Raw genomic sequence first — 23,331 nt, forward strand, 5'->3', positions numbered from 1 at the left:
GAGCGCAATGGCGGTTTCGGCATCGGGCACACGCAGCAAGGCTTCGGCCAGCCGCATCAAGGCCAGGCCCTCGGCGCTGGAAATCGGGTATTCCTTCAGCAGACTCTCCATCGCCCAGAACGGCGGCGGGTTGTCGCGCACCGAGCGCACCCACGGCGCTGCTTGCGCCGCCGCGGCCATCCAGTCGAGCGCCCCCTGCAAAGCCTGGAGCCGGTGGGCAAGCACCCCGGCTTCGGGGCGATAAGGGAAGGGCAAACGGTCCTGAGGGCGGGGCATGATGAACTCCAGGCGGCATCAAGTTGGTGAATTCACGCATCGTGCCGCCAAAACGAACGAGTTTTTCACCAAATATCCATTCCATGACTGGATAATCCTCGGCCATGCCGGACAACCCCGAACCCGACCGCATCGACCTGAAGATCCTGCAGCTGCTGCAGGCCGATGGCCGACTGACCAACCTCAAGCTCGCCGAAGCGGTGGCCCTCTCGCCCACCGCCGTGCTCGCCCGCACCCAGCGGCTGCAGCGCGACGGCTACATCCTGGGCTACGAGGCGCGCCTCAATCCGCTGAAACTGGGGCGCGGCATGATGGTCTTCGTCGAAGTGCTGCTCGACCGCACCACCCCCAACGTGTTCAATGAGTTCAAGGCGGCGGTGCAGGTGCGCGACGAAATCATGGAATGCCACATGGTCGCCGGCGGCTTCGACTACCTGCTCAAGACCCGCATGGCCGACATGGCCGCCTACCGCGACTTCGCCGGCAGCGTGCTCTGGCAACTGCCCGGCGTGCGCGAGACGCGCACCTACGCGGTGATGGAAGAAGTGAAGAACAGTTCGCGGCTGCCGTTGTGACGCATTGCCACCTGCGTTGACAGTCGCCTCCGGCTTCGCACAATGGCCCCATCACCATCAGGAGCCGCCATGCCACCCCACATCAACACCATCCTCCTGCTCGGCGGTCTCACCTTGAGCCTCGGTGCCCACGCCCAGAGCATCAAGCCGGGCCTGTGGGAGATGAACCAGAAGATGGGGGGCAATGCCGAGATGGACCAGGCGATGGCCCAGATGCAGAAGCAGATGGCAAGCATGCCGCCCGCCCAACGCAAGCAGATGGAAGACATGCTCGCCAAACAGGGCATGAGCATGCCCACCGCGGGCGCTGGTGGCGGCATGGCCATGAAGGTGTGCATCACGCCGGAGATGGCCGCTAAGCAGGAGATGCCGATGCAGAACGAAGGCGATTGCACCACCCGCATCACTTCGCGCAGCGCCAGCGCCATGAAGATGAGCTTCGTCTGCAAGAACCCGCCTTCGTCCGGCGAAGGCACCTACACCTTCAGCGGCGACACCGCGTACACCATGAAGATGGTGATGAACAGCACGCACCAGGGCAAGCCACAAACCACCACCCTGGACGGTCAGGGCAAGTGGCTCGCCGCCAGCTGCGGTTCGGTCAAGCCGGTGAAGTGAGCTTGGCGGGGCGCCCGCCAAACACGGCTCGGCCCACGCGCACCATGGTGGAGCCGGCGGCCACGGCGGCCTCCAGGTCGTCGCTCATGCCCATGGACAAGGTGTCCAGCGCAAAGCCTGCTGCGTTGAGCCGATCGAACACGGCCCGGGCCTGCTCGAACACCGCGCGCTGGGCATCGAAGCCCTCGGCCGGTTCGGGAATGCACATCAGGCCACGCAGCTTCAGCCTCGGCAGGCCCGCCACCGCCTGGGCCAGCGCGGGCAGCGCGTCGGGCGTCACGCCGGCCTTGGTCAGACCTCCGTCCACATTGACCTGCAGGCACACCTGCAGAGGCGGCAGGTGATCGGGGCGCTGTTCGCTCAGGCGCTCGGCAATCTTCAAGCGGTCCACCGACTGCACCCAGTCGAAGTGCGCGGCGACCAACCGGGTCTTGTTGCTCTGCAGCGGGCCGATGCAGTGCCATTCCATCGGCATCGACGCAACAGATGCATCGCGCAGCGCCAGAATTTTCTCGACGCCTTCCTGCACGTAGTTTTCGCCGAAACACCGCTGGCCGGCGGCCAAGGCCTGACGAACGGCATCTGGTCCGAAGGTCTTGGAAACAGCGAGCAAAACGACCTCGTCTTCATGGCGGCCTGCGCGTGAACAAGCACTCGAAATGCGCGCCTTCAGCCCTTGGAGATTGCATTCAATGGTCGTCATAATCTGCCGTCATACCTCAACACCGCACGGGACCCCGGGATGGATATCACCCAATTGCTCGCCTTCAGCGTCAAGAACAAAGCATCCGATCTTCACCTCTCGGCCGGTCTTCCACCCATGATACGGGTGCATGGTGATGTGCGACGCATCAACGTCGAACCGCTGGACCACAAGCAGGTCCACGGCATGGTGTACGACATCATGAACGACAGCCAGCGCAAGCAGTACGAAGAGTTTCTCGAGTGCGACTTCTCGTTCGAAATCGAAGGCCTGGCGCGTTTCCGTGTGAATGCGTTCAACCACAACCGCGGCGCTGGCGCGGTGTTCCGCACCATCCCGAGCAAGATCCTCACGCTGGAACAGCTCAACGCGCCCAAGATCTTCGGCGACCTCGCCTTGCGGCCCCGCGGCCTCGTGCTGGTGACCGGCCCCACGGGCTCGGGCAAGTCGACCACGCTCGCCGGCATGGTCAACCACCTCAACGAAACCGAGTACGGCCACATCCTCACGGTGGAAGACCCGGTGGAATTCGTGCACGAATCCAAGAAGTGCCTGGTGAACCAGCGCGAGGTTGGCCCGCACACGCTGAGCTTCTCCAACGCCCTGCGCTCGGCGTTGCGCGAAGACCCGGACGCGATTCTGGTCGGTGAAATGCGCGACCTCGAAACCATCCGCCTGGCCATGACGGCGGCGGAAACCGGCCACCTGGTGTTCGGCACGCTGCACACGTCGAGTGCGGCCAAAACCATTGACCGCATCATCGACGTGTTCCCCGCCGAAGAAAAAGACATGGTGCGCGCCATGTTGTCCGAGTCGCTGGTGGCCGTGATCTCGCAGACGCTGTGCAAGACCAAGGACGGCTCGGGCCGCGTGGCGGCGCACGAGATCATGCTGGGCACCAGCGCGATCCGAAACCTGATCCGGGAGGCCAAGGTGGCGCAGATGTATTCGGCGATCCAAACCGGCAACAGCGTGGGCATGCAGACGCTCGACCAGAACCTCTCCGAGCTGGTCAAGCGCAACGTGATCAGCCCTGCAGAAGCGCGCGGCAAGGCGAAGATCCCCGAAAACTTCCCCGGCTGAACCCGACAGGACCATCGAGGCAGGACACATGGAACGCGACCAGGCATCCAAATTCATCAACGACCTGCTGCGCCTGATGCTCAGCCGCACAGGCAGCGACCTGTTCCTCACGGCGGATTTCCCGCCCGCGATCAAGGTCGATGGCTCGGTGGTGAAGGTGTCGCCCCAGCCGCTGAACGCCTCGCACACGCTGGCCCTGGCGCGCGCGATCATGAACGACAAGCAGGCCGCCGAGTTCGAACGCACGAAGGAATGCAACTTCGCCATCTCGCCGCCCGCCATCGGACGCTTTCGCGTGAGCGCCTTCATCCAGCAAGGCAAGGTGGGCATGGTGTTGCGGACCATCCCGGCCGTGCTGCCCACCATCGACAAGCTGGGCCTGCCGCAGGTGCTCAAGGACGTGGCGCTGTCCAAGCGCGGCCTGTGCATCCTGGTGGGTGCCACGGGCTCGGGCAAGTCCACCTCGCTCGCGGCCATGGTGGACTGGCGCAACGAGAACACGCACGGTCACATCATCACCATTGAAGACCCGGTGGAGTTTGTGCACCCGCACAAGAACTGTGTGGTGACGCAGCGCGAAGTGGGACTGGACACCGACAGCTGGGAAGCGGCACTGAAGAACACGCTGCGACAGGCGCCTGATGTAATCCTGATGGGCGAGATCCGCGACCGCGAGACCATGGAGCATGCGATCCAGTTCTCCGAGACCGGCCACCTCTGCCTGGCCACGCTGCACGCCAACAGCGCCAACCAGGCGCTGGACCGCATCATCAACTTCTTCCCGGAAGAACGTCGCGCCCAGCTGCTGATGGACCTCTCGCTGAACTTGCGCGCCCTGGTGTCCCAGCGGCTGGTGCCACGCCAGGACAACAAGGGCCGGCACGCGGCGGTGGAGATCATGCTGAACTCGCCACTGATCTCTGACCTGATCTTCAAAGGCGATGTCGCCGAGATCAAGGAGATCATGAAGAAGAGCACCCAGCTGGGCATGCAGACCTTCGACCAGGCGCTGTTCAACGCCTTCGAGGCCAACCTCATCACGCTCGAAGACGCGCTGCGCAACGCCGACTCGCTCAACGATCTGCGCTTGCAGATCAAGCTCAACAGCCAGCGCGCCAAGTCACTGGACCTCGCTGCGGGCACCGAGCACCTCACGATAATGTGATTTCCCCCGCGCCGCGCCTGCGGCGCGTACCCCCCAGGGGGCAATGCCTGCGGCCTGGCAAAGCCAGTTCTGCGGCATTCTTGAACACCCAACAGAGAGCACTTCATGAGCAGCATTGCCGAACGCACCTACGAATCCACTCCCGCCCGCAAAGTGGCCTTCATTGGCCTGGGTGTCATGGGCTATCCCATGGCGGGCCATCTGGCGCGCGCCGGGCACACCGTGACGGTCTACAACCGCTCCACCGCCAAGGCGGCCGCCTGGGCTGCCGAGTTTGGCGGTGCGCACAAACCCACACCACGTGAAGCGGCGCAGGGCGCCGAGATCGTGTTCGCCTGCGTGGGCAACGACGACGACCTGCGCTCGGTCACGCTGGGCGCTGACGGCGCGTTCGCCGGCATGTCGCCAGGCGCGGTGTTCGTGGACCACACCACTGCATCGGCGGACGTGGCGCGCGAGCTCTATGGCGCGGCCAAGGCGCTGGGCATCGCCTTCGTTGACGCGCCGGTGTCCGGCGGTCAGGCGGGCGCGCAGAACGGCGCGCTCACCGTGATGTGTGGTGGCGACGACGCGGCCTTCAATGCCGTCAAACCGGTGGGCGTGGCGTTTTCACGCGCGTTCACGCTCATGGGCACCAGCGGCGCAGGTCAACTCACCAAGATGGTCAACCAGATCTGCATTGCTGGTCTGGTGCAGGGCTTGTCAGAAGCGATCGCCTTCGGGCAGAAGGCCGGGCTGGACATGAACCAGGTGCTGGATGTCATCGGCAAGGGCGCTGCGCAGAGCTGGCAGCTCGACAACCGTGGCAAAACCATGGTGGCCGACAAGTTCGACTTCGGCTTTGCCGTGGACTGGATGCGCAAAGACCTCGGCCTGGTGCTCGATGAAGCCAAGCGCAACGGCGCCCGGCTGCCGGTGACGGCACTGGTGGACCAGTTCTATGCCGACGTGCAGGCCATGGGTGGCCAGCGCTTCGACACCTCAAGCCTCATCAAGCGCCTGAAGTAGGCGCCCCCCGCGCACGCAGCAACTTACTGTTTCTGCGTGGCGATGTTGGCGAGTTCCTGCTCGCTGATGACCTCCAGCACCCGCACCACGCGCGCCACGCCCTGCGTGTTGCGGGCGATGTCGGTGGCGCGGTCGGCTTCGCGCTGGGTCACACGGCCCATGAGGTACACGGCGCCCCGCTCGGTCACGACCTTGAAGGCGCTGGCCGACAGGTCTTTGGCGTCCACCAGCGACGCCTTCACACGGCCGGTGATGAGCGTGTCGCTCGCGCGCTCCTTGAGCGAAGGGCTGCTGGTCACACCCAGCTCATTGATGACTTCCCGGACATTCTCGACACCCGAGACGAGTTGCGTGATCTGCGTCTTGATGGCCTCGTTGGACGCCTCGCCCGTGATCAACACGCGGCGGTTGTAACTGGAAATCGAGAAGCGCGCGCGCGCATCGCCGATTTCGTCCTTGATGCGGTTGCTGGCGCGCAGCTCGATGCCCTGGTCGTCCAGTTGGGCGCCGGAGGTGCGCCGGTCCACCGCCACCAGTGCGGTGACCGCAGCGCCGCCCACTACCAGTGGGGCACACGCGCTCAGCGTGGCACCCAGTGCGGCCACCGCGAGGGTGGCGGCAGCGATGCGTTGAAAGGAAGCTGTTTTCGAAGGGGTCATGGGGCACTCTCCATAGGGGTGTTGGATTCATCGGGCAGGCCCAGCAACTGGGCGTCCACACCGTCGCAAATGCAGTGCAACACCAGGTGATGCACTTCGAGGATGCGCGCCGGCAATTCATGCGGCACACACAGGTGGACGTCGGTGTCGCGCAGCTGCATGGCCAGGCGACCACCGCGCGCGCCGGTCAGCGCCACCACAGTCATTTCACGTTCGTGCGCCGCATCCACGGCCGCGAGCACGTTGGCCGAGTTGCCACTGGTCGACAAGGCCAGCAACACGTCGCCGGCCTGCCCCAGCGCGCGGACCTGGCGGGCAAACACCGCGCGGGCATCGAAGTCGTTGGCGATGCCGGTGAGCACCGCCGCGTCGGAAGACAGGGAGAAGGCAGCGAGCTCGGGCCGCTCGCGTTCGTAGCGACCCACGAAGCTGGCCGCAAAGTGCTGGGCACCCGCAGCCGATGCACCGTTGCCACAGGCCAGCACCTTGCCACCGCCCGTGACGCTGGCCAGCACGGCGCTGATGGCCGACTCGACCTGCGGTGCCAGCGATTGGGCGCACTGGTACTTCAGGTCGGCACTGTCGATGAACTGTTGCTGGATGCGTTGCAGAAGCATGGGGCGATCATAGCGGTGAGGGGTGTATCAAAATGCGCCAGATGCATCGAAGGCCGCGCGCAGCCAGTCGATGCGCGGACCATCGGGAGCGTCCAACGCTCCCTCGAGCAACACCACATCGAATCGGCATGGAGGCTCTGAGCCCAGCCGCAGCAAAAAGTGCCGCGCAGCAAACACGATGCGCCGTTGCTTCACGCCCGTGATGCTCGCGCCGGCCCCACCCCGGCTCGCACTGGCGCGCTGTCGCACCTCGACGAAGACCAGCGTGCCATCGGGCTCGCGCATAATCAAATCGACCTCGCCGCCACCCCGGCCCGGCGTCTTGAAGTTGCGATGGACCAGCGTCAGGCCATGGCGCCTGAGGTGCGCCAGGGCCGCATCTTCTGCGGCATCGCCCCGGACCTTGGTGGTCTGCCTTGCGGCACCGTTGGCGGCGCTCGCTCCCTGTTTTCTGGATGTCCACATTGTCTGCAAGCACTCCATCCCTGTTGGCGGCCGCCCGTGACGCGGCGACGCATCAGCATTATCCGCAGGGTGCCCTCTACATGGTCGCCACGCCCATCGGCAACCTGGCCGATATCGGGCTGCGTGCACTGCACGTGCTCTCGATCGCCGACACCGTGGCCTGCGAAGACACCCGCCACACCGCCGGGTTGCTGCAGGGGTACGGTTTGCACAAACCGCTGCTCGCGCTGCACGAGCACAACGAGACCGAGGCCGCACAGACGGTGGTGCAACGCCTGCAGGCGGGCCAGCGCGTGGCCTATGTGAGCGACGCCGGCACACCCGGTGTGAGCGACCCCGGTGCGCGGCTGGTGGCGGCCGTTGCCGCCGCGGGCCTGCGCAGCGTGCCCATTCCGGGCGCCAGCAGCATCACGGCACTGCTGAGCGTGGCCGGCCATGTGGGCTGGAGCGGGCAGTTTGTCTTCAACGGATTCCTGTCGCCCAAAGCGGCCGAGCGGCAGCGCGAGGTGCAGCAGATCGGCGCCGATGCGCGGGCCTGCGTGCTGCTGGAGGCGCCTCACCGCATCGAAGCCTTGGCCAGGGACCTGGCCTCGCTCGGGCCCCGCACCGTGACCGTGGGACGCGAGCTCACCAAACAGTTCGAAGAGGTCGCGCAACTCCCGGCGCACGGTCTTCCAGACTGGCTGCAAGGCGGCGCCCACCGCACGCGCGGCGAGTTCGTGCTGATGGTGCATCCGCTCTCGGCAGACGCCACGAGCGCGGGCGAGCTCGATGCCACGGCCCTGCGCACGCTGGACCTTCTGCTGGCCGAACTGCCTTTGAAAACGGCGGTGCGCCTGTGCGCCGAGATCAGTGGGCAGCCTCGCAATGCGTTGTACGACGCGGCGCTCGCCCGCCGCAAGGGCAACGACGAGGCGTGAGACCTCAGCGGACGACGCGCGCCATGTGATCAGGACCCGAGCGCGGTGCGGGAGCCGGCTTGTCGGTCACGTCTGTCGCTTCCACATCCACCACATCGCCCATGGGCCGACGCACAGCGCCCGGCCAGACGCCCTGCGTGTAGCGCTGTGAGGTCTGACGAAAGCGGCTGAACACCACCGCTGGCGCAGGCTTGCGTCCGGTCACCAGAGCCCAGAGAGAGAGGCCCAACACCACCACCAGCGAAGCCAGGAGCAAGCTGAGCACAAACACCAGCGCAGCCACGGCCAGCACCAGCCTGAGCACAGCGCGCAGCACGCGGCCAAAGAAATCGAAAAGTGCGTTCATGGATGAAAGAGCCCGCGGGCTCCGTGGAGTTCCGGAACTGGCACGAGCGCCAGACGTGCGGCCCGGCATCGGGCGTGCAACGGGCAGATGGGGCCATTGTCGGCGTTTGCAAGCACCCGGCTGATATGCTCCCGCGAGATGGCAGGCGACCGGCCTGCGGCAACCTTCAGAGCCCCATGAAACCGATTTACCAGTACTTCTTCCGCGGCCTGATCACCTTCCTGCCGGTCGCGATCACGGTCTACGTGCTGTACCTGTTCATCGCCTGGCTGGAGTCCATCGCCATGTGGGCCGTCCGCCCGCTCATTGGGGATTACTACCTGCCCGGGCTGGGCATCGTGATCGGCGCGGCCATGATCTTCGGGTTGGGCTTCCTTATCTCGCAGCCGGTCGCGGCGCGCTTGCTGTCGTGGCTGGAGTTGCCCTTCACCAACCTGCCGGTGGTCAAGAGCATTTACTCCTCCCTCAAGAGTTTTGCCGACTACTTCTCGCCCAGCAAAGGCGAAGCGCAGCAGCAGGTGGTGATGCTGAAGATGCCGGGCAACGAAATGACCATCGTCGGCCTGGTGACCCGCCAGAGCATGGCCGGCCTGCCTCCGGCGCTGGCCGAGCTCGATCACGTGGCGGTGTACCTGCCCATGGGTTACATGATCGGCGGCTACACCGTGTTTGTGCCGCGCAGCTGGACCACGCCCATCGAGATGTCGGTGGAAGAAGCCATGCGCGCGTCGCTGCTGGCGTGGATGGGGACGAAGTAGGTCCCCCCCCTGCGCCGCCTGCGGCGTCACCCCCCGAGGGGGGCAACACCTGCGGCCCGGCGGAGCCGGTTCCGCGGTGTTCTGGATCTGGAACTTGCGCGCCGGATGCTCTTCCAACAGGGCCCTGTCGCCTGGAGTGTTTCATGCCTGTTCTGCCTCGCCGTCGCCTTCTTCTGGCCGGTGCCGCCGCCGTCGCCGTCGCCGCGCCAGCCTGGCTCACGCCGGCTTTGGCGCAGGGGCCGGCGCTGCGGCCCACGCCGCGCCAGACCGAAGGACCTTTCTACCCCGTCACACTGCCGGCCGACAGCGACGCCGATTTGCTGAAAAACGGTCAGGTGGTCTATGGCCGGGGGCAGCCGGCCTGGGTGGAGGGCACGGTCACGGATCTGGCGGGTGTGCCGGTCTCGGGCGCGGTGGTGGAAATCTGGCAGTGCGACCACCAGGGCCACTACCACCACCCGGGCGACGGCGACCGGGCCGACCCCGCGTTTCAGGGCTTCGGACGCGTGAGCGTGGGGCGTGACGGGCGCTACCGCTTTCGCACGCTCAAACCCGTGCCCTACACCGGCCGCACGCCTCACATTCACGTCAAGGTGCGGCTGGAGCGCCGCGAGCTGCTCACCACACAGCTCTATGTGGCGGGCGATCCGGGCAACGAGCGCGACGGCATCTGGCGCCGGCTGGACGAGCAGGCGCGCGCCGCCGTCACGGTGCCGTTCACGCCCGGCAGCGATGGTTTGCGGGCGCTGTTTCCCATCGCAGTGCAGGCCTGACGCGGCGCACTGCAGCTAAGCTCGCGCCATGGATTCATTGACGCAAATTGCGCTGGGCTCGGCCGTGGGCGTGGCCGTGATGGGGCGGCGCACCGCCGCGTGGAAAGCCGCGCTCTGGGGCGCCGTGGCCGGCACCCTGCCCGACCTCGATGCCTTCATCGACCACGGTGATGCCATCCTCAACATGACGCGCCACCGGGCTGAAAGCCACGCGCTCTTCGTGCTCACCCTGGCCGCCCCCGTGCTGGCCTGGATCGTTTCGCGCCTGCATGGCGAAAGCGCCTTGTTCAAGCGATGGTGGCTGGCGCTGTGGCTCGCCCTCATCACGCACCCGCTGCTCGACACCATGACGGTGTACGGCACGCAACTGCTGCAACCGTTCAGCGACCACCCGTTTGGTGTGGGCAGCGTCTTCATCATCGACCCGGCCTACACCGTGCCGCTGATCGTGGGCGTGATCGCGGCGTTGCGGTTGAAGTCCACGCGCGGTCTGGCGTGGAACACCGCAGGCCTGGTGCTCAGCACGCTCTACCTGGTCTGGAGCGTGGGAGCACAGCAGCACGTGACACAGATCGCGCGCGCTTCATTGCAGCAAGACGGCGTGGCGCCCGACGGGCTGCTGGTCACGCCCGCCCCTTTCAACACGTTGCTCTGGCGGCTGGTGGCCACCACGCCCACACAGTATCTGGAGGGCCACTACTCGCTGCTGGACGACTCGAAGCGCATCGTCTGGACAGTGCACGCGCGCGGCGCCGAGCTGATCGAGAAACACCGCGACGACCCCTACATCGCGCGCATGGCGGCGTTCACCCATGGCTTCTACAGCGTGTCGGCCGCCGATGGCCGCCTGTTCGTGACCGACCTGCGCATGGGGCAGGAGCCCACCTACACCTTCCGGTTTGACCTGGGCACCGACGCCGCGCGCGCCAGTGGCGCCCACCGACCCACGCGCAGCGTGATGTCGCCCGACCTGCGCCAGGCCCTGCCGTGGCTGTGGCGCCGTTTGCAGGGTGAGCGCATGGCCCCCCCGGGTGTGCCACCTGCCACGCCGAGACTGGGCGCGGCGCCCGCCTGAAACCTGGGCCTCAGCCCATCAGCAGCGTGACGACGATGATGGCGATGCCGATGCACAGGTTGACGAACACCCAGGTGCGGATCGACGCCATCGCCGCGCTCGCAGCGGGCCAGTCACTCGCCTCCAGGGTGCGCGTGAAGCGCTTGAACAGCGCGAAGCGGATATGGCCGAAGATGGCGATCATCACGATGCCCAGCGTGGCCATGATGGTCCAGTCCAGCGGCATGTTGAACGCGAGACCGGCCTGCACGGTCTCCTTGGCCACGCGGCCGATCATCCACAGGCCGGTGACCAGCACCACCAGCGACGCCACCAACACCGCCGAGAAGAAGCGCTTCATCACCGCGTGCAGCAGCCGCAGGCGCACCGGCGCTTCCAGCGTCTGCACCGACGGGCGCAGGAAGAAGTGCGCGAACGCCATGCCGCCCACCCACAGGATGACGGCCAGCACGTGAATGAGTTTGAGGGCGGAGAAGATCATGGGCGTGTGGCTTTCGGGTGGGGGAATGGACTTCAGGCGTCGGTGAGCACACCGTCGACGCGGCGCTGCAGCCGGTAGGGCGGCAAGCCCTTGAGCATGCGCCGGCCGTAGGACTGGCGCAGCAGCCGGGCATCGTAACAAACGACCACCGCTTCGTCGGTCTCGGTGCGCAGGGCGCGACCGGTCCATTGCAGCAGGCGGGCACCCGTGGCGGGCACCACCAGTTCGCTGAACGGATCGCGGCCCTGGCTCTTGAGCCAGTCGGCGCGCGCCTGGCCCACCGGGTCGCTGGGCGAAGCAAACGGCAGCTTGGTGATGAACACCCATTCGCACAGCTCACCGGGCAGGTCGAGCCCTTCGCCAAACGACTGCAGGCCAAACAGCACCGAGGGCTGGCCGTCGGCCACGCGCTCGGCGTGGCGGCGCAGCAGCACGGTGCGCGAGGCTTCGCCCTGCACCAGCACGCGCTCGCGCAGGGCGCCGTGTTCACCGCGCTCCAGCAAGGCCTGCGCCTGGCGCATCTGCGCGCGCGAGGTGAACAGCACCAGCGCGCCGCGCGACACCTCGCGCAGGTCGACCAGCAGCGCGGCGAGCATCTCGCGGGTGTAGGCGTCCACGTCTTTCGGGTCGGCCGCGGTCTGCACCACCACCAGGCGGCCCTGGCGCGCGTGGTCAAACGGGCTCTGCACTTCGCGCGCGGCCACCGCGCCATCGAAGGCCAGGCCCGACTCGTGCAGGAAGTGATCGAAGCTGCCGCAGGTGGTCAGCGAGGCCGAGGTGACCACCGCCGCGCGCACCTGGTTCCACAGGTGGTTGCGCAGCAGGCTGCCGGGCTGCAGCGGGCAGGCGTGCGCAGTGAGCGTGACCAGCCCGTGGCTCACGCCCGCCTCCAGCCACTTGGCCAGCGGCGGGCGGCCTTCGCCCGCGTCCTGCATCCAGTAGGTCGCGGTTTCCTGAGCGCTTTGCAGGCGCGGCGCGAGCGCACCCAGGCGGCTGTAGAGCTTGGCGCAGCGCGCGGCGTCACCGGGGTTTTCGCGGGCGGTGGCCTTGAGCTGCGTGGCCAGTGCCTCGAACACTTTGAGCAGGCTGCTGGCGTGGGCGTGCATGCGGGTCACCACCTCGCGCCAGTCGGCGGGCAACACACCCCCCTCGAAGCGCTCCACCACGGGTGCGCCCTCGGCACGGCGTTCGGGTGCAACCAGCCGGTGAGCGGGGCGCTCAGCGCCGGTGAGCTGCGCCCACGCCGGCAGCGCGCCGATGCGCTGCATCGCCAGGCGGGCCAGCTCGCTCTGCGCGCTCTTGAGTTCCTTGGCAAACGAGGCCACGTCGATGGTGGGCCGGTACTCGATCGCACTGGCCACCTCGTCCACCGCGCGCGGCAGCTTGTCGAGCCACTGGCTGCGCATGAGGTCCATGGACGCCGTGAACTGGCCTTGTGCGACCGAGCCGAGGTGATGCGCCTCGTCGAACACGAGGTAGCAGTCTTGCGGCGCGGGCAGCGCGTGCAGGCCCAGCGTGGAGAGCAGCAGGTCATGGTTGACCACGATCACCTTGGCCTGGGCCAGCCGCGCGCGCGCCTGGTAGTAGCTGCAGCTGTTGTAGCTCGGGCAATGGCGCGCGGTGCAGGTGTGGCGCTCGGCCGCCACGGGCGCCCACAGGCCGCCCTCGGGCGGTTCGTCGAGGCGGTCGCGGTCGCCGTCCCAGGTGCCGCCGTCCAGCGCCTCGGCCCAGCGGGCGTACTGCACGCCGCGCTCCTGCCAGCGCGCGGCCGCAGCCGCCGTGGCCACGGCCTGGGCGGCCACGCCGGCTGCGCTGGTGTCGGTGGCGCTGTCGTCGGCGTCGAACAGGTCGGCGCTGGCCGCGTCGCCACCGCTGAGCTGGTCGAGCTTGAGGCGGCACACATAGCGCCCGCGCCCTTTGGCGAGTGCAAACGTGAAAGGCTCCGGCAAGGCGCTGGCCAGCGCCGGCAGGTCTTTGGCGATCAGCTGCTCCTGCAGCGCCACGGTGGCGGTGCTGATGATCACGCGCTTTTGTTGCGCCAGCGCCAGCGGAATCACCGTGGACGCGTACGCCGCCGATTTGCCCACGCCGGTACCGGCCTGCACCACCGCAATACCGCGCGCGGGCAACGCCGCGTCGCTGGCCACGGCACCGTCGCCCAGCGTCACGCCCGAGAGCGTGTGGGCGATGTGGGCCGCCATCTCGCGCTGGCCTGCGCGCGCGCGGTAGCCGGGCGCGTGCGACACCACATGGTCGAAAGCCGCCAGCGCCAGGGCTTCGCGCGCCAGCGGGCCGGACACCGGCGGTGCGGCGCCTGCGTCGGTGGCAGAGGGTTCGTCGAGAAGGGGGGAGGACATGCGCAGCGCGAAGGCAAAGCGCGATTGTCCCAGACGGTGCAAGCCCTCGCCGAGTCATGGTGCAATGCAGCAAGCCGTTCCCGGAGAACCCCGCCATGCCCACCCGCCCAAGCCCCAAACCCACCGCGCGCAGCCGCCCCGGCAAGCACCCGATCGACCTCGCCCTGCAGGGCGGTGGCTCGCACGGCGCCTTCACCTGGGGCGTGCTCGACCGGCTGCTGGAAGACGAGACACTGGAAATCTCCGCCATCAGCGGCACCAGCGCGGGCGCCATGAACGCCGTGGCGCTGGCCGCCGGCCTGATGGAGGGCGGGCGCGAAGGCGCGCAGCGCGTGCTGCGCCAGTTCTGGACGCGGGTGGCCGAACTCTCGCCTTTCCACCGCCTGCAGACCAGCCCGCTGGGCGCCCTGCTCGGCCCCGCCGAGGCACTGATGGAACCCTGGCTGGCGCCGATCAAGCAATTCAACGAAGCCCTGGGCAGCCAGCTCTCGCCCTCGCAGCTCAACCCGCTCAACCTGAACCCCCTGCGCGACATCCTGCTGGAAACGGTGGACTTCGAGCGCGTGTGCCAATGCCACAAGACGCAGCTCTTCATTGCCGCCACACAGGTGCGCACCGGCGCCCTGCGCGTGTTTGGGCAGCACGAGCTCACGGCCGACATGGTGATGGCCTCGGCCTGCCTGCCCATGCTGTTCCAGGCGGTGGAGATCGACGGCGAGGCGTACTGGGACGGTGGCTACGCGGGCAACCCCTCGCTCATGCCGCTCATCACCGACTCGCCCGCGCACGACATGCTGCTGGTGCAGATCAACCCCACGCAGCGCGACACGGTGCCCACCAGCACGCAGGAGATTGCCGACCGCATCAACGAGGTGACCTTCAACGCCAGCCTCATCAAGGAGCTGCGCACGCTCGCGCTGATGAAGCAGCTCATTGGCGACGCGCCCGCCAAGGGCAGCCCCGAGCTGTTCCAGCGCGTGCAGCAGCTTCGCGTGCACTTCATCGACGGCGGCACCGCGCTGGCCGACCTGGGCGCGGGCAGCAAGACCCACACGCAATGGACCTTTCTCTCGCGCCTGCACGAGCTCGGGCGAGACGCCGCCGCCCAGTGGCTCAAGCAGCACCGGCGCGACCTGGGCCAGCGCAGCAGCTTCGATTTGAACCAGGTGCTGCAGGGGTGATAGCCTGAAGGCCTTGTTCAACGTCCCGCCAGGCCTGCGAAGGAGCCCCTGCATGCAACCCTCCATCGAACACGAAGAAGCCGGATCGCGCGGCGCGTTTCGCATTCAACGCGACGGCCGGCGCGTGGCCGAGATGACCTACAGCCGCACCAACCCGTCACTGGTGGTGGTGGACCACACCTTTGTGGACCCCAGCCTGCGCGGTGGCGGCGTGGCGCGCCAGCTGCTCGACGCCATGGTGGCCTGGGCCCGCGAGACGCACACGCGGGTGGTGCCCCTGTGTTCCTACGTGCAGGTGCAATTCGACCGCGACCCCTCCACGCGCGACGTGCAGGCCTGATCCCCACCCCCCACCGGAGACCCCATGACCCACCCCATCCAGCAGCAGGAAACCGAATCGCGCGGCGCCTTTGTGTTTCTGCACGAAGGCCGGCGCCTGGCCGAGATGACCTACAGCCGCACCAACGCATCGCTGATCGTCATCGACCACACCGAAGTGGACGAAAGCCTCAAGGGACAAGGCGTGGGCCGGCAACTGCTGGACGCGCTGGTGGCCTGGGCGCGCGAGACCCACACGAAAGTGATCGCGCTGTGCCCGTTTGCCAAGGCGCAGTTCGACAAGGACCCGTCGATCCGCGACGTGCTGAAGTGAATTCGGCGCTCACGCCGATCGGTGCATCGCCCGCGACAAGGTCGACGGCCCGGCGTAACCGGTTTCACGCGCCACGCGCTTGAGCCCCATGCCCGTGGCCACCATGCGGTGGGCCATGGCGAGACGCAGGTTCTCCAGGTACTTGCCCGGTGGCACGCGCATCACCGCCTTGAAGTGGTTGGCAAACGAGGTGCGCGACATGCCGGCTGCCTGCGCCAGTGTGGTCAGCGTCCAGGGGCTGGCCGGCGCGGCATGCATGGCCACGAGCGTGCGCGCAATGCGCGGGTCGGCCAGTCCATTGAACAAACCGAAGGCGCCCTGCGGCGCCGACACGAGGTGGCGCAGCAAACCGATCAGCAAGATGTCGCCCGCGCGGTTCATCAACAAGGGCTGACCGCAGCGCCGCGTCTGCATCTCCGAGGCCATCAGGTGGACGATCTGCACCAGCGACGGATCGGCTTGCGCCAGGCCGATCTCCAGCGGCTGCTTGAACTCGTCCAGAAACAGCGGGCCCACAGGGCCGTCGAAAGCGACTTCGAAACTCATCCAGACCGACAGGCCTCGGGCCTGCACGGCCATGGCATCCAGCGCCTGGCCTGGCGGGTTCACCCACAGCATCAACGCCGCCAGCGCGGGCGGCGCACCCTCTGCGCTGCCGCTGCGCACGATGTGCAGCGTGAGCTCGCGGCTGCCGCTGGAAGACCACACACGGGGCGCAAGCCCTTCGAGCAAGGCCGAGAGGCGGTCCAGGCGAAGTTCGGTCATTTCTGTACGGAAGGCTAACAAAAGTGGGGCGATTGTTGCACCAAGTCATACAGAATGGGCGACTTCCCACCCCAAGCCCTCGCCCATGCTGCTTCAGATCGCCGGAATCACGCTGCCCATTCTGGTGATCGTGCTCATCGGTTTCTTCTACGGCCGCGCGGTGCGCCCCGACTTGGGCGGTGCCAACAAACTGGTGGTGGACATCGCGCTGCCGCTGCTCATCTTCACCTCGCTCTCGACCAAGCAGTTCGATGCGCAGACCGCCTTGGCCTTCACCGGGGCTTCGGTGCTCTTGATGCTGGCGAGCGGGCTGCTGGCCTGGCCGCTGAGCCGCGTCGTGGGGGCATCGGCCAGGGCCTTCGTGCCCAGCACCATGTTTGCCAATGTGGGGCCGGTCGGCATTCCGCTCACCGTGCTCACCTACGGGCCGGACGGCCTCGCGCCGGCGGTGATCCTGCTGGTGCTGTCCAACCTGCTGCACTTTTCGCTGGGCTCGGGGATTATGAGCGGGCGCGTGGACTGGCGCATGGTGTACGCCAACCCGCTGGTCTGGTCCACGCTGCTGGGCGTGGTGTTCTCGCGCATGGCGTGGGGCCTGCCCGAGTGGCTCGCCACGCCACTGACCATGGTGGGCAGTGTGCTGGTGCCGATGATGCTGCTGGCGCTGGGCGTGCGGCTGGCCACGGCGCAGGTGGGCGATGTGCGCGTGGGCGCCGTGGGGGCGGTGGTGGCCATGCTGGTTCGCCTGGTGGCATGCGGCCTGGTGCTGTGGGCGATCCCGCTGCAAGGTGTGGAGCGCGGCGCGCTCATCCTCTTCGCGTGCCTGCCACCCGCCGTTTTCAATTTCATGCTGGCCGACCGCTACCAGGTCGAGCCCGGCAAGGTCGCTTCCGTGGTCATCATCGGCCACCTCGCGGGCCTGGCCTTTTTGCCGCTGGGCATCTGGCTGGCCTTCCTCCCCTGACCGGCAAGGTCCATCCATGAAAGGCATTGCGCCGTGATCCGCTTCTATTTCCACCCATCGCCCAACCCGCTGAAGATTGCGCTGTACCTGGAAGAAACCGGGCTGCCCTACGAGGCTGTGGCGGTGGACACGCGAAAAGGTGACCAGCATCTGCCGGCATTCCGTGCCATCAACCCCAACGGCAAAACACCCGCCCTGCTCGATGGCGACATCCGCGTGTTCGACAGCAACGCCATGCTGCTCTACCTGGCCGAGAAGTGTGGCCAGTTTGTGCCGGCCAACACCCCGGCCGCGCGCGCCGAAATGCACTCGTGGCTCATGTTTGTGGCCACCGGCATCGGCCCGTACTGCGGGCAGGCGGTGCACTTCAAGCATTTCGCACCCGAGCCCAAGTCGTATGCCGTCAACCGCTACGACTTCGAAGCCTGGCGCCACTGGAGCATCGTCAACGAGCACCTGGCCAACCAGCCCTACATGCTGGGCGACACCTACACCTTTGTCGACATGGCCGTCTGGGGCTGGGCGCGCGTGATCCCGTTCGTGCTGGGCGCCGATGCCTGGGAAACGCTGCCCCACGTCAAGCGCCTGCTCGACGAGATCAACGCACGCCCCGCTGCGCAGCGGGCCGAAACGCTGAAGACGCGCTTCACGTTCAAGGCCGAGGTGGACGAAGACGCGCGCAAGGCGCTCTTCCCGCAAAACGCGCGCCTGGTCAGCTGACCTGCAGCAGCCCGCGCAGCAGCTCGCTCACCCCGTCCCACACGATCTGCACACCCAGGCACAGCAGGATGAACGCCGAGAGCCGCAGGAAGATCACGGTGCCGGCTTCGCCCAGGGGCTTGAGCAGGCGCTGCGCGTAGCGAAACGCCAGGTACAGCAGCACGCCGATGGCCAGCAGCGCCAGAATGCCGCCGCTGATGCGCGCCAGCGAGAGCGCGAGCTGCGCGTCGTGCAGCGCCACGCCCACCGTGATGGCCGCGGCAATCGAACCCGGCCCACAGCTGATCGGAAAGGTGAGCGGGTAAAACGCTTGCCGGCGCGCCTGCTCGGGTGTGAAGGCCTCGGCGAGTTCGGTGCGGCTGTCTTGCGTGGCATGCCCGGCGTTGAGCAGGCGCCACGCCGAGGCCGCCACGATGAGCCCGCCGCCCACGCGCACGATCGGCAGCGAGATGCCGAAGAAGTCGAGCACGTAGGAGCCCACCAGCATGGAGCCGACCATGAGCGCAAACATGTTGCGCGCGATGCGCCGCGCCAGCAGCTTGCGGGTCGACGCCGATGCCCCCTCGGTAAGCCCGAGGAAGATCGGCGCCGTGGCCGCCGGGTTCAGGATCGGCAGGATCGCCGCGAAGACAAAGAGAAAACTCTTGCCAAACGCCAGCGCAAACTCAGGGCTCATGGGCGCTGCGCGGTGCCGTCACTTCAGGGCTTCGCGCATGCGGCGGCGCAAGGCCTTTTCGCGCTGCTGTTCTTCTTCGTGGTCGTCGCGCACGCCGCGCCACAGGGCCACGGCCATCAGCACGATCACCACCGCAAAGGGCAGCGCAAACACGATGGTCGCGGTCTGCACGGCTTTGAGCCCGCCGGCCAGCAACAGGCTGATGGCAATGCCGGAGACGAGCACACCCCAGATGATCTTCACGCGGGCGCCGGGGTTTTCCTGGCCGCCCGTGCTCATCATGCCCAGCACGAGGGTGGCCGAGTCGCCCGAGGTGACGAAGAACAGCAACACCAGGAGCGTGGCCACACCCGACAGCAGCGAGGCCATGGGCAAGGCATCGAACATGGTGAACAAAGCCGTGGAGACATCTGCACTGACAGCGTCGGCAATGGGCAGGTTTTGCATGATCTGCAGGTTCAGGGCCGTGCCACCAAACACGGAGAACCACACGAACGCGGCCAGCGTGGGCGCCAGCATGGTGCCCATGATGAACTCACGGATGCTGCGGCCGCGCGACACACGCGCGATGAACAAGCCCACAAACGGCGACCAGCTCACCCACCAGGCCCAGTAAAAAACGGTCCAGCCGCCCACCCAGCCGCTGTCGCGGAACGGGGTCATGCGCAGGCTCATGCGCACAAACTCGCTCACATAGCTGCCCAGCGTGGTGGTGAAGGTGTCGATGATGGCCACCGTCGGGCCGAACACAAAGACCGCCAGCGTGAGCAGCGCGGCCAGCACCAGGTTGGTGTTGGACAACCACTTGATGCCCTTGGTGACACCCGTGACGGCCGAGATCAGGAACAGCACGGTGGTGACCACGATGATGCCCACCTGCGAGGTTTCGCTCACGGGAAGGCCCAGCACGGCATTGAGGCCGCTGTTGATCTGCAGCGCGCCCATGCCCAATGAGGCAGCAACGCCAAAGGCCGTAGCGATGACGGCCAGCACGTTGACCACGGGTCCGATCTTTTTGAGCGGCGCCCAGGGCAAGGACTCCACCGCCGTGCTCACCAGCGCCGAGCCGCCCTTGCGGAACTGGAAGAACGCGATCGCCAGCGCCACGATGCTGTAGACCGCCCAGGGGTGCAGGCCCCAGTGGAAGAAGCTGTAGCGCATGGCGGCGTTGGCCGCTTCGGGTGTGTTGGGCGCGATGCCGGGGGGCGGTGCGCCGTAGTGGGAAATGGGTTCGGCCACGCCCCAGAACACCAGGCCGATGCCCATGCCGGCGGCAAACAGCATGGCGAACCAGGTGCCCATCGAGAACTCCGGCTCATCGTCTTCTCCGCCCAGCTTGAGGTCGCCGTAGCGGCTGAACGCCAGCACCAGGGCGAACACCACGAGGCCCAGCACCACCCACAGGTAGAACCAGCCGAAGTCGCGCGTGATGACGGCCAGCGCCGTGTCAAACACGGATGCCAGTCCATCGGGCGCGACAACGCCCCACAAGACAATGGCCAGGATCAACCCGGCCGAGACGATGAGCTGCATGGAAAACTCCTCCAGATGCATGGCTGGCAATGGCTCCGCGCCACCGGCCCATCGCATGGGGATGGTCCGGGGTGGCCGGCCCGCGGTCAAGGCGCGGGACTGGGTAGGGGCGAAGGCACCAGCTCGGTGGTGAAAGACAAGACGGCGGCGGTGGCCCGATGTGTCAGGGTTCCCCACCCGGCACACGAGGTGGACCGGGCTTGAAAAACCACCCGGGGCGGGTGGCTGGTGTTGGGGCTGTCAGCAAGGGCCGGCACCGCCAGCGCGTCGTGTTGCGCGCCAGTTGCTGCCGTCAGAAGAGCCAATATTGTGCCTTGCCTTGAGGCCATTCATGGGTCCAATGTGCGGCGTGCGCGCAGGCCCAAAGCACGCGCTCACTCACCGCCATCCTGCGTCGGCGGCGACTGCGGCCGCGCATCCACCATGCCCGCGACCTTCGACTGCAGGGTGTCGAGCATCGCGTCGAGCTGCCGGCGCTGCGACAAGCTCAACCCCGATGTGAGCTCGCGGTTGATGGCGGCCACGCGCGGAAAGATCTGCTCATACAAGCGCCGCCCTGCCTCGCTCAAATACACATGCACCTCCCGCCGGTCAGACGGCCGGGGCTGCCGCACCACGAGCTTCTTGGTCGCCAGCGAAGTGAGCGTGCGCGAGGTGCGGGCGCGGTCCAGCATGGCGTGCTCGGCCAGCTGCGACGACAGCGCGCCTTCCCGCTCGGCCAGGAACGACAGGATGCGCCACTCGCGCCGCGTGATGCCGAACTCGCTCTCGCACAGGTGCACCACCATGCGGCCGGCGGTGGTGTGGATGCGGTAGAGGCGATAGAGCAGCAGATCGGCCTGGTGCTGCGGCTCGCTCATCCGGTCGGAAGGGCTCATGGATCGAGGCTCAGGGAAAACACCCGCAATGATTGATTTCTGCAATTGATTGTCCCTGCATAGCATGAAGGACTGCACCGGGAAACACCGGAGCCCTCTCAGGAGACACCCCATGACCACCCGCCGCCAACTCTTGTCCTTCACCGCCACGATGGCCGCCGCCGTGGCACTGCCCACGCTGGCCCAAGCGCAAGAAGGGCCCCTGCGCATCGTGGTGCCCTACGCACCGGGCGGCTCCACCGACCGCGTGGCGCGCTTGGTGGCCGACAAACTGGGGCCCAAGCTGAACACCACCGTGGTGGTGGAAAACCGCACCGGCGCGGGCGGGCGCCTGGCCGCCCAGCAGCTGCGCGGCGCACCCGCCAGCCAGAACGTGCTGCTGATGGCCAACCCGGCGGTGATGCTGGTGGCCCCGCTGGTTTTCAAGGACGCGGGCTACGACCCCGAGAAAGACTTTGTGGCCGTGTCGCAAGCCAACAGCTACGAGTTCGGCGTGGCCGTGGGCGCCGGCGTGCCCGTGCGCGAACTCAACCACCTGCTGGCCTGGCTGCGCGCCAACCCGCTGCAGGCCAACTTTGGCGTGCCGGCCACCGGCAGCCTGCCGCACTTCTTCGGGCTGATGGTGGGCGAGAAGGCCGGCGTGAAGGCGCAGGTGGTCGGCTACCGCGGCTCCGGCCCGCTGGCCACCGACCTCATGGGCGGCCAGGTGCCGGTGGCCTTTGACACCTTCGACACGCTGCTGCCCCTGCACGAAGCCGGCAAGATCCGCGTCCTGGCCGTCTCCAGCGCGCGCCGCTCGCCGTTCGCGCCGGCCATCCCCACCTTCCGCGAAGCCGGGCTGGACATCAGCGCCGACGGCTGGAACACCTTCTTCGCGCCAGCCAGCACGCCCACCGCGCGGGTGGAACAGCTGGGCCAGGCCATCCGCGAGGTGATGCAGGACCCCGACACGGTCAAGCGCTTCCAGGACGCGCGCATGCGCCCGGTGGCCAGCACGCCCGCGCAGACCCGCGCCTCGCTCGCGGCCTACCGCGCGCAGTGGGCGCCGGTGGTGCAGACCTCGGGCTACCAGCCTTGAATTTTTTTCTTTCTCTTGTTCCCCGACCCTTCATGAAACGCACCGCTTTCCGTCTCGCCCTCGCCCTCATCGCGGCCACCGCCGCGCACCTGGCCACGGCCCAGGACACCTACCCGAACAAGCCCGTTCGCTTCGTCAACAACTTCCCCGCAGGCGGCCCGTCGGACCTGCTGGCGCGTTCGGTCGCCGCTGTGCTGCAGGAATCGCTCAAGCAAGCCTTCGTGGTGGACAACAAGGCCGGTGTGGCCGGCAACATCGGTGCCACGGAAGTGGCGCGTGCCCCGGCCGATGGCTACACCGTGCTGTTCGGTATCGACACCACGTTCACGGTGAACCCCCACCTGTACGCGAACATGCCGTTCAAGCGCACCGATCTCAAGCCCCTGGTGGTGATGGCCTCGTCGGGCCTGCTGGTTGGCGTGAACCCGTCCACCGGCATCAAGACCCTGGCGGCCATGGTGGACGCCGGCAAGACCAGGGGTTTGAACTTCAGCTCCGCCGGCAGTGGCAGCCCCGGCCACCTGGCCATCGAGGTGATCAAGGAATCGACCCAGGCCAAGCTCACGCACATCCCCTACCGCGGCAACACGCCCGCGGTCACCGCCGTGCTCGCGGGCGAGGTGGACGGCGGCGTGCTCGCCACGCCCGGCATGCTGCCGCATGTGCAGACCGGCAAGATCACGGCGCTAGCCGTCACCAGCCGCCAGCGCTCACGCCTCGCCCCCGAACTGCCCACGGTGGCCGAAGCGGGCCTCAAGAGCCTGGAGCAGGAGGTGCTCTATATCGTCATGGTCCCCGCCGCCACGCCCGACGCGGTGGTGCAGACCCTGCAAAAGCACATCGTCGACGCGCTCAAACGCCCCGAGGTGCAAGCCCGCATGAACAACCTCGACCTGTTCTTCGAAGGCCTCACCGGCGCACCGGCCGCGCAACGCATCGACGCGCTGTACCACCGCTACGGCCCCATCGTGAAAGCCACCGGCATGAAGGTGGAGTGAGCACCCC

28 protein-coding genes are annotated in these 23,331 nt (G+C 67.2%); 16 read left to right on the forward strand and 12 right to left on the reverse strand.

The features are described from left to right. On the reverse strand, positions 1 to 276 hold a 276-nt coding region (locus KXJ60_RS14950), incomplete at its 3' end, for a hypothetical protein (protein ID WP_291129571.1). Positions 277 to 380: 104 nt separating this feature from the next. On the opposite strand from KXJ60_RS14950, the gene KXJ60_RS14955 reads away from it, so the two are divergent. Then, on the forward strand, positions 381 to 851 hold the full coding sequence (locus KXJ60_RS14955; RefSeq protein ID WP_291129573.1) for an Lrp/AsnC ligand binding domain-containing protein: 471 nt from the start codon (positions 381 to 383) through the stop codon (positions 849 to 851). Between the two features lie 69 nt (positions 852 to 920). Then, positions 921 to 1,469 carry a DUF3617 domain-containing protein gene (locus KXJ60_RS14960; protein WP_291129576.1) on the forward strand — a complete coding sequence of 183 codons (549 nt, stop codon included), beginning with the start codon at positions 921 to 923 and terminating at the stop codon, positions 1,467 to 1,469. Here KXJ60_RS14960 and KXJ60_RS14965 read toward each other — a convergent pair. Next, positions 1,453 to 2,172 carry a YggS family pyridoxal phosphate-dependent enzyme gene (locus KXJ60_RS14965; protein ID WP_291129578.1) on the reverse strand — a complete coding sequence of 240 codons (720 nt, stop codon included), beginning with the start codon at positions 2,170 to 2,172 and terminating at the stop codon, positions 1,453 to 1,455. The two genes, KXJ60_RS14960 and KXJ60_RS14965, sit on opposite strands and share 17 nt — an antisense overlap. 39 nt (positions 2,173 to 2,211) lie before the next feature. On the opposite strand from KXJ60_RS14965, the gene KXJ60_RS14970 reads away from it, so the two are divergent. From KXJ60_RS14970 to KXJ60_RS14980, 3 genes are all read left to right on the forward strand, one after another. Next, positions 2,212 to 3,255 (forward strand): type IV pilus twitching motility protein PilT, encoded by a 1,044-nt coding sequence (locus KXJ60_RS14970; RefSeq protein ID WP_291121788.1) that lies wholly within the window; start codon positions 2,212 to 2,214, stop codon positions 3,253 to 3,255. Between the two features lie 28 nt (positions 3,256 to 3,283). After that, a complete protein-coding gene (locus KXJ60_RS14975; protein ID WP_291129581.1) occupies positions 3,284 to 4,420 on the forward strand; it encodes a PilT/PilU family type 4a pilus ATPase in 1,137 nt (378 codons plus the stop codon). Between the two features lie 105 nt (positions 4,421 to 4,525). Then, on the forward strand, positions 4,526 to 5,428 hold the full coding sequence (locus KXJ60_RS14980; RefSeq protein ID WP_291129584.1) for an NAD(P)-dependent oxidoreductase: 903 nt from the start codon (positions 4,526 to 4,528) through the stop codon (positions 5,426 to 5,428). A 23-nt stretch (positions 5,429 to 5,451) separates the two neighbouring features. Here KXJ60_RS14980 and KXJ60_RS14985 read toward each other — a convergent pair whose 3' ends face one another. The 3 genes from KXJ60_RS14985 to KXJ60_RS14995 are packed head-to-tail and all read right to left on the reverse strand — an operon-like array spanning position 5,452 to position 7,169. Further along, entirely contained in the window at positions 5,452 to 6,087 is a 636-nt protein-coding gene (locus KXJ60_RS14985) for a BON domain-containing protein (RefSeq protein WP_291129593.1), read from the reverse strand. Beyond that, positions 6,084 to 6,704, reverse strand: coding sequence for an SIS domain-containing protein (locus tag KXJ60_RS14990; protein WP_291129595.1), 621 nt, complete (start codon positions 6,702 to 6,704; stop codon positions 6,084 to 6,086). Before KXJ60_RS14990 ends, KXJ60_RS14985 begins: the two co-directional genes overlap by 4 nt. Before the next feature lie 27 nt (positions 6,705 to 6,731). Continuing rightward, positions 6,732 to 7,169, reverse strand: coding sequence for a YraN family protein (locus KXJ60_RS14995; RefSeq protein WP_291129596.1), 438 nt, complete (start codon positions 7,167 to 7,169; stop codon positions 6,732 to 6,734). Between KXJ60_RS14995 and rsmI the strand changes: the two genes are divergently transcribed. Next, positions 7,169 to 8,089: a 16S rRNA (cytidine(1402)-2'-O)-methyltransferase gene (gene rsmI, locus KXJ60_RS15000; RefSeq protein ID WP_291129866.1), complete on the forward strand. Its 921-nt coding sequence runs from the start codon at positions 7,169 to 7,171 to the stop codon at positions 8,087 to 8,089. The genes KXJ60_RS14995 and rsmI overlap by 1 nt on opposite strands. Positions 8,090 to 8,093: 4 nt before the next feature. Here rsmI and KXJ60_RS15005 read toward each other — a convergent pair whose 3' ends face one another. Further along, complete coding sequence (locus KXJ60_RS15005) at positions 8,094 to 8,435, reverse strand: hypothetical protein (RefSeq protein WP_291129599.1); 342 nt, start codon at positions 8,433 to 8,435, stop codon at positions 8,094 to 8,096. A 176-nt stretch (positions 8,436 to 8,611) separates the two neighbouring features. Here KXJ60_RS15005 and KXJ60_RS15010 point away from each other — a divergent pair, with 176 nt between their 5' ends. The 3 genes from KXJ60_RS15010 to KXJ60_RS15020 all read left to right on the forward strand — a co-directional run bounded on the left by KXJ60_RS15010 (position 8,612) and on the right by KXJ60_RS15020 (position 11,041). Next, complete coding sequence (locus tag KXJ60_RS15010; RefSeq protein WP_291129602.1) at positions 8,612 to 9,193, forward strand: DUF502 domain-containing protein; 582 nt, start codon at positions 8,612 to 8,614, stop codon at positions 9,191 to 9,193. Between the two features lie 143 nt (positions 9,194 to 9,336). Then, positions 9,337 to 9,966, forward strand: a complete 630-nt coding sequence (locus tag KXJ60_RS15015; protein ID WP_291129604.1) for a protocatechuate 3,4-dioxygenase — start codon at positions 9,337 to 9,339, stop codon at positions 9,964 to 9,966. Between the two features lie 28 nt (positions 9,967 to 9,994). Then, on the forward strand, positions 9,995 to 11,041 hold the full coding sequence (locus KXJ60_RS15020) for a metal-dependent hydrolase (RefSeq protein WP_291129607.1): 1,047 nt from the start codon (positions 9,995 to 9,997) through the stop codon (positions 11,039 to 11,041). Between the two features lie 10 nt (positions 11,042 to 11,051). Here KXJ60_RS15020 and KXJ60_RS15025 read toward each other — a convergent pair whose 3' ends face one another. Next, the gene (locus KXJ60_RS15025) at positions 11,052 to 11,522 is read right to left on the reverse strand and encodes a CopD family protein (RefSeq protein WP_291129609.1); all 471 of its coding nucleotides are present in this window, start codon (positions 11,520 to 11,522) and stop codon (positions 11,052 to 11,054) included. A gap of 32 nt (positions 11,523 to 11,554) precedes the next feature. Further along, on the reverse strand, positions 11,555 to 13,879 hold the full coding sequence (gene dinG, locus KXJ60_RS15030) for an ATP-dependent DNA helicase DinG (protein ID WP_291129612.1): 2,325 nt from the start codon (positions 13,877 to 13,879) through the stop codon (positions 11,555 to 11,557). 95 nt (positions 13,880 to 13,974) lie between these two features. Here dinG and KXJ60_RS15035 point away from each other — a divergent pair, with 95 nt between their 5' ends. Genes KXJ60_RS15035 through KXJ60_RS15045 form a run of 3 tightly spaced genes read left to right on the forward strand, consistent with a single transcriptional unit; the run spans position 13,975 to position 15,712 of the window. Further along, the gene (locus KXJ60_RS15035; protein WP_291129615.1) at positions 13,975 to 15,060 is read left to right on the forward strand and encodes a patatin-like phospholipase family protein; all 1,086 of its coding nucleotides are present in this window, start codon (positions 13,975 to 13,977) and stop codon (positions 15,058 to 15,060) included. A 13-nt stretch (positions 15,061 to 15,073) separates the two neighbouring features. Next, on the forward strand, positions 15,074 to 15,400 hold the full coding sequence (locus KXJ60_RS15040; protein WP_363318070.1) for a GNAT family N-acetyltransferase: 327 nt from the start codon (positions 15,074 to 15,076) through the stop codon (positions 15,398 to 15,400). A 24-nt stretch (positions 15,401 to 15,424) separates the two neighbouring features. After that, positions 15,425 to 15,712, forward strand: a complete 288-nt coding sequence (locus KXJ60_RS15045) for a GNAT family N-acetyltransferase (RefSeq protein ID WP_291129620.1) — start codon at positions 15,425 to 15,427, stop codon at positions 15,710 to 15,712. A 9-nt stretch (positions 15,713 to 15,721) separates the two neighbouring features. Here the strand turns inward: KXJ60_RS15045 and KXJ60_RS15050 are convergent, their stop codons facing one another. After that, complete coding sequence (locus KXJ60_RS15050) at positions 15,722 to 16,477, reverse strand: helix-turn-helix domain-containing protein (protein ID WP_291129623.1); 756 nt, start codon at positions 16,475 to 16,477, stop codon at positions 15,722 to 15,724. A gap of 85 nt (positions 16,478 to 16,562) precedes the next feature. Between KXJ60_RS15050 and KXJ60_RS15055 the strand changes: the two genes are divergently transcribed. After that, positions 16,563 to 17,441 (forward strand): AEC family transporter, encoded by an 879-nt coding sequence (locus KXJ60_RS15055; RefSeq protein ID WP_291129624.1) that lies wholly within the window; start codon positions 16,563 to 16,565, stop codon positions 17,439 to 17,441. A gap of 33 nt (positions 17,442 to 17,474) precedes the next feature. Then, positions 17,475 to 18,161 (forward strand): glutathione S-transferase N-terminal domain-containing protein, encoded by a 687-nt coding sequence (locus tag KXJ60_RS15060; RefSeq protein WP_291129627.1) that lies wholly within the window; start codon positions 17,475 to 17,477, stop codon positions 18,159 to 18,161. Here the strand turns inward: KXJ60_RS15060 and KXJ60_RS15065 are convergent. The 3 genes from KXJ60_RS15065 to KXJ60_RS15075 all read right to left on the reverse strand — a co-directional run bounded on the left by KXJ60_RS15065 (position 18,154) and on the right by KXJ60_RS15075 (position 21,248). Then, positions 18,154 to 18,837 carry a MarC family protein gene (locus KXJ60_RS15065; RefSeq protein WP_291129629.1) on the reverse strand — a complete coding sequence of 228 codons (684 nt, stop codon included), beginning with the start codon at positions 18,835 to 18,837 and terminating at the stop codon, positions 18,154 to 18,156. The genes KXJ60_RS15060 and KXJ60_RS15065 overlap by 8 nt on opposite strands. An 18-nt stretch (positions 18,838 to 18,855) precedes the next feature. Beyond that, a complete protein-coding gene (locus KXJ60_RS15070; RefSeq protein WP_291129632.1) occupies positions 18,856 to 20,370 on the reverse strand; it encodes a BCCT family transporter in 1,515 nt (504 codons plus the stop codon). Positions 20,371 to 20,744: 374 nt separating this feature from the next. After that, positions 20,745 to 21,248, reverse strand: a complete 504-nt coding sequence (locus KXJ60_RS15075; protein ID WP_291129635.1) for a MarR family winged helix-turn-helix transcriptional regulator — start codon at positions 21,246 to 21,248, stop codon at positions 20,745 to 20,747. Between the two features lie 112 nt (positions 21,249 to 21,360). Here KXJ60_RS15075 and KXJ60_RS15080 point away from each other — a divergent pair, with 112 nt between their 5' ends. Beyond that, positions 21,361 to 22,326: a Bug family tripartite tricarboxylate transporter substrate binding protein gene (locus tag KXJ60_RS15080; protein WP_291129637.1), complete on the forward strand. Its 966-nt coding sequence runs from the start codon at positions 21,361 to 21,363 to the stop codon at positions 22,324 to 22,326. A gap of 32 nt (positions 22,327 to 22,358) precedes the next feature. Continuing rightward, positions 22,359 to 23,324, forward strand: a complete 966-nt coding sequence (locus KXJ60_RS15085; protein WP_291129638.1) for a tripartite tricarboxylate transporter substrate binding protein — start codon at positions 22,359 to 22,361, stop codon at positions 23,322 to 23,324. The last annotated feature ends 7 nt before the right edge of the window (positions 23,325 to 23,331 follow it).

Source organism: Hydrogenophaga sp. (assembly GCF_019264445.1).
Classification (GTDB): domain Bacteria; phylum Pseudomonadota; class Gammaproteobacteria; order Burkholderiales; family Burkholderiaceae_C; genus Hydrogenophaga.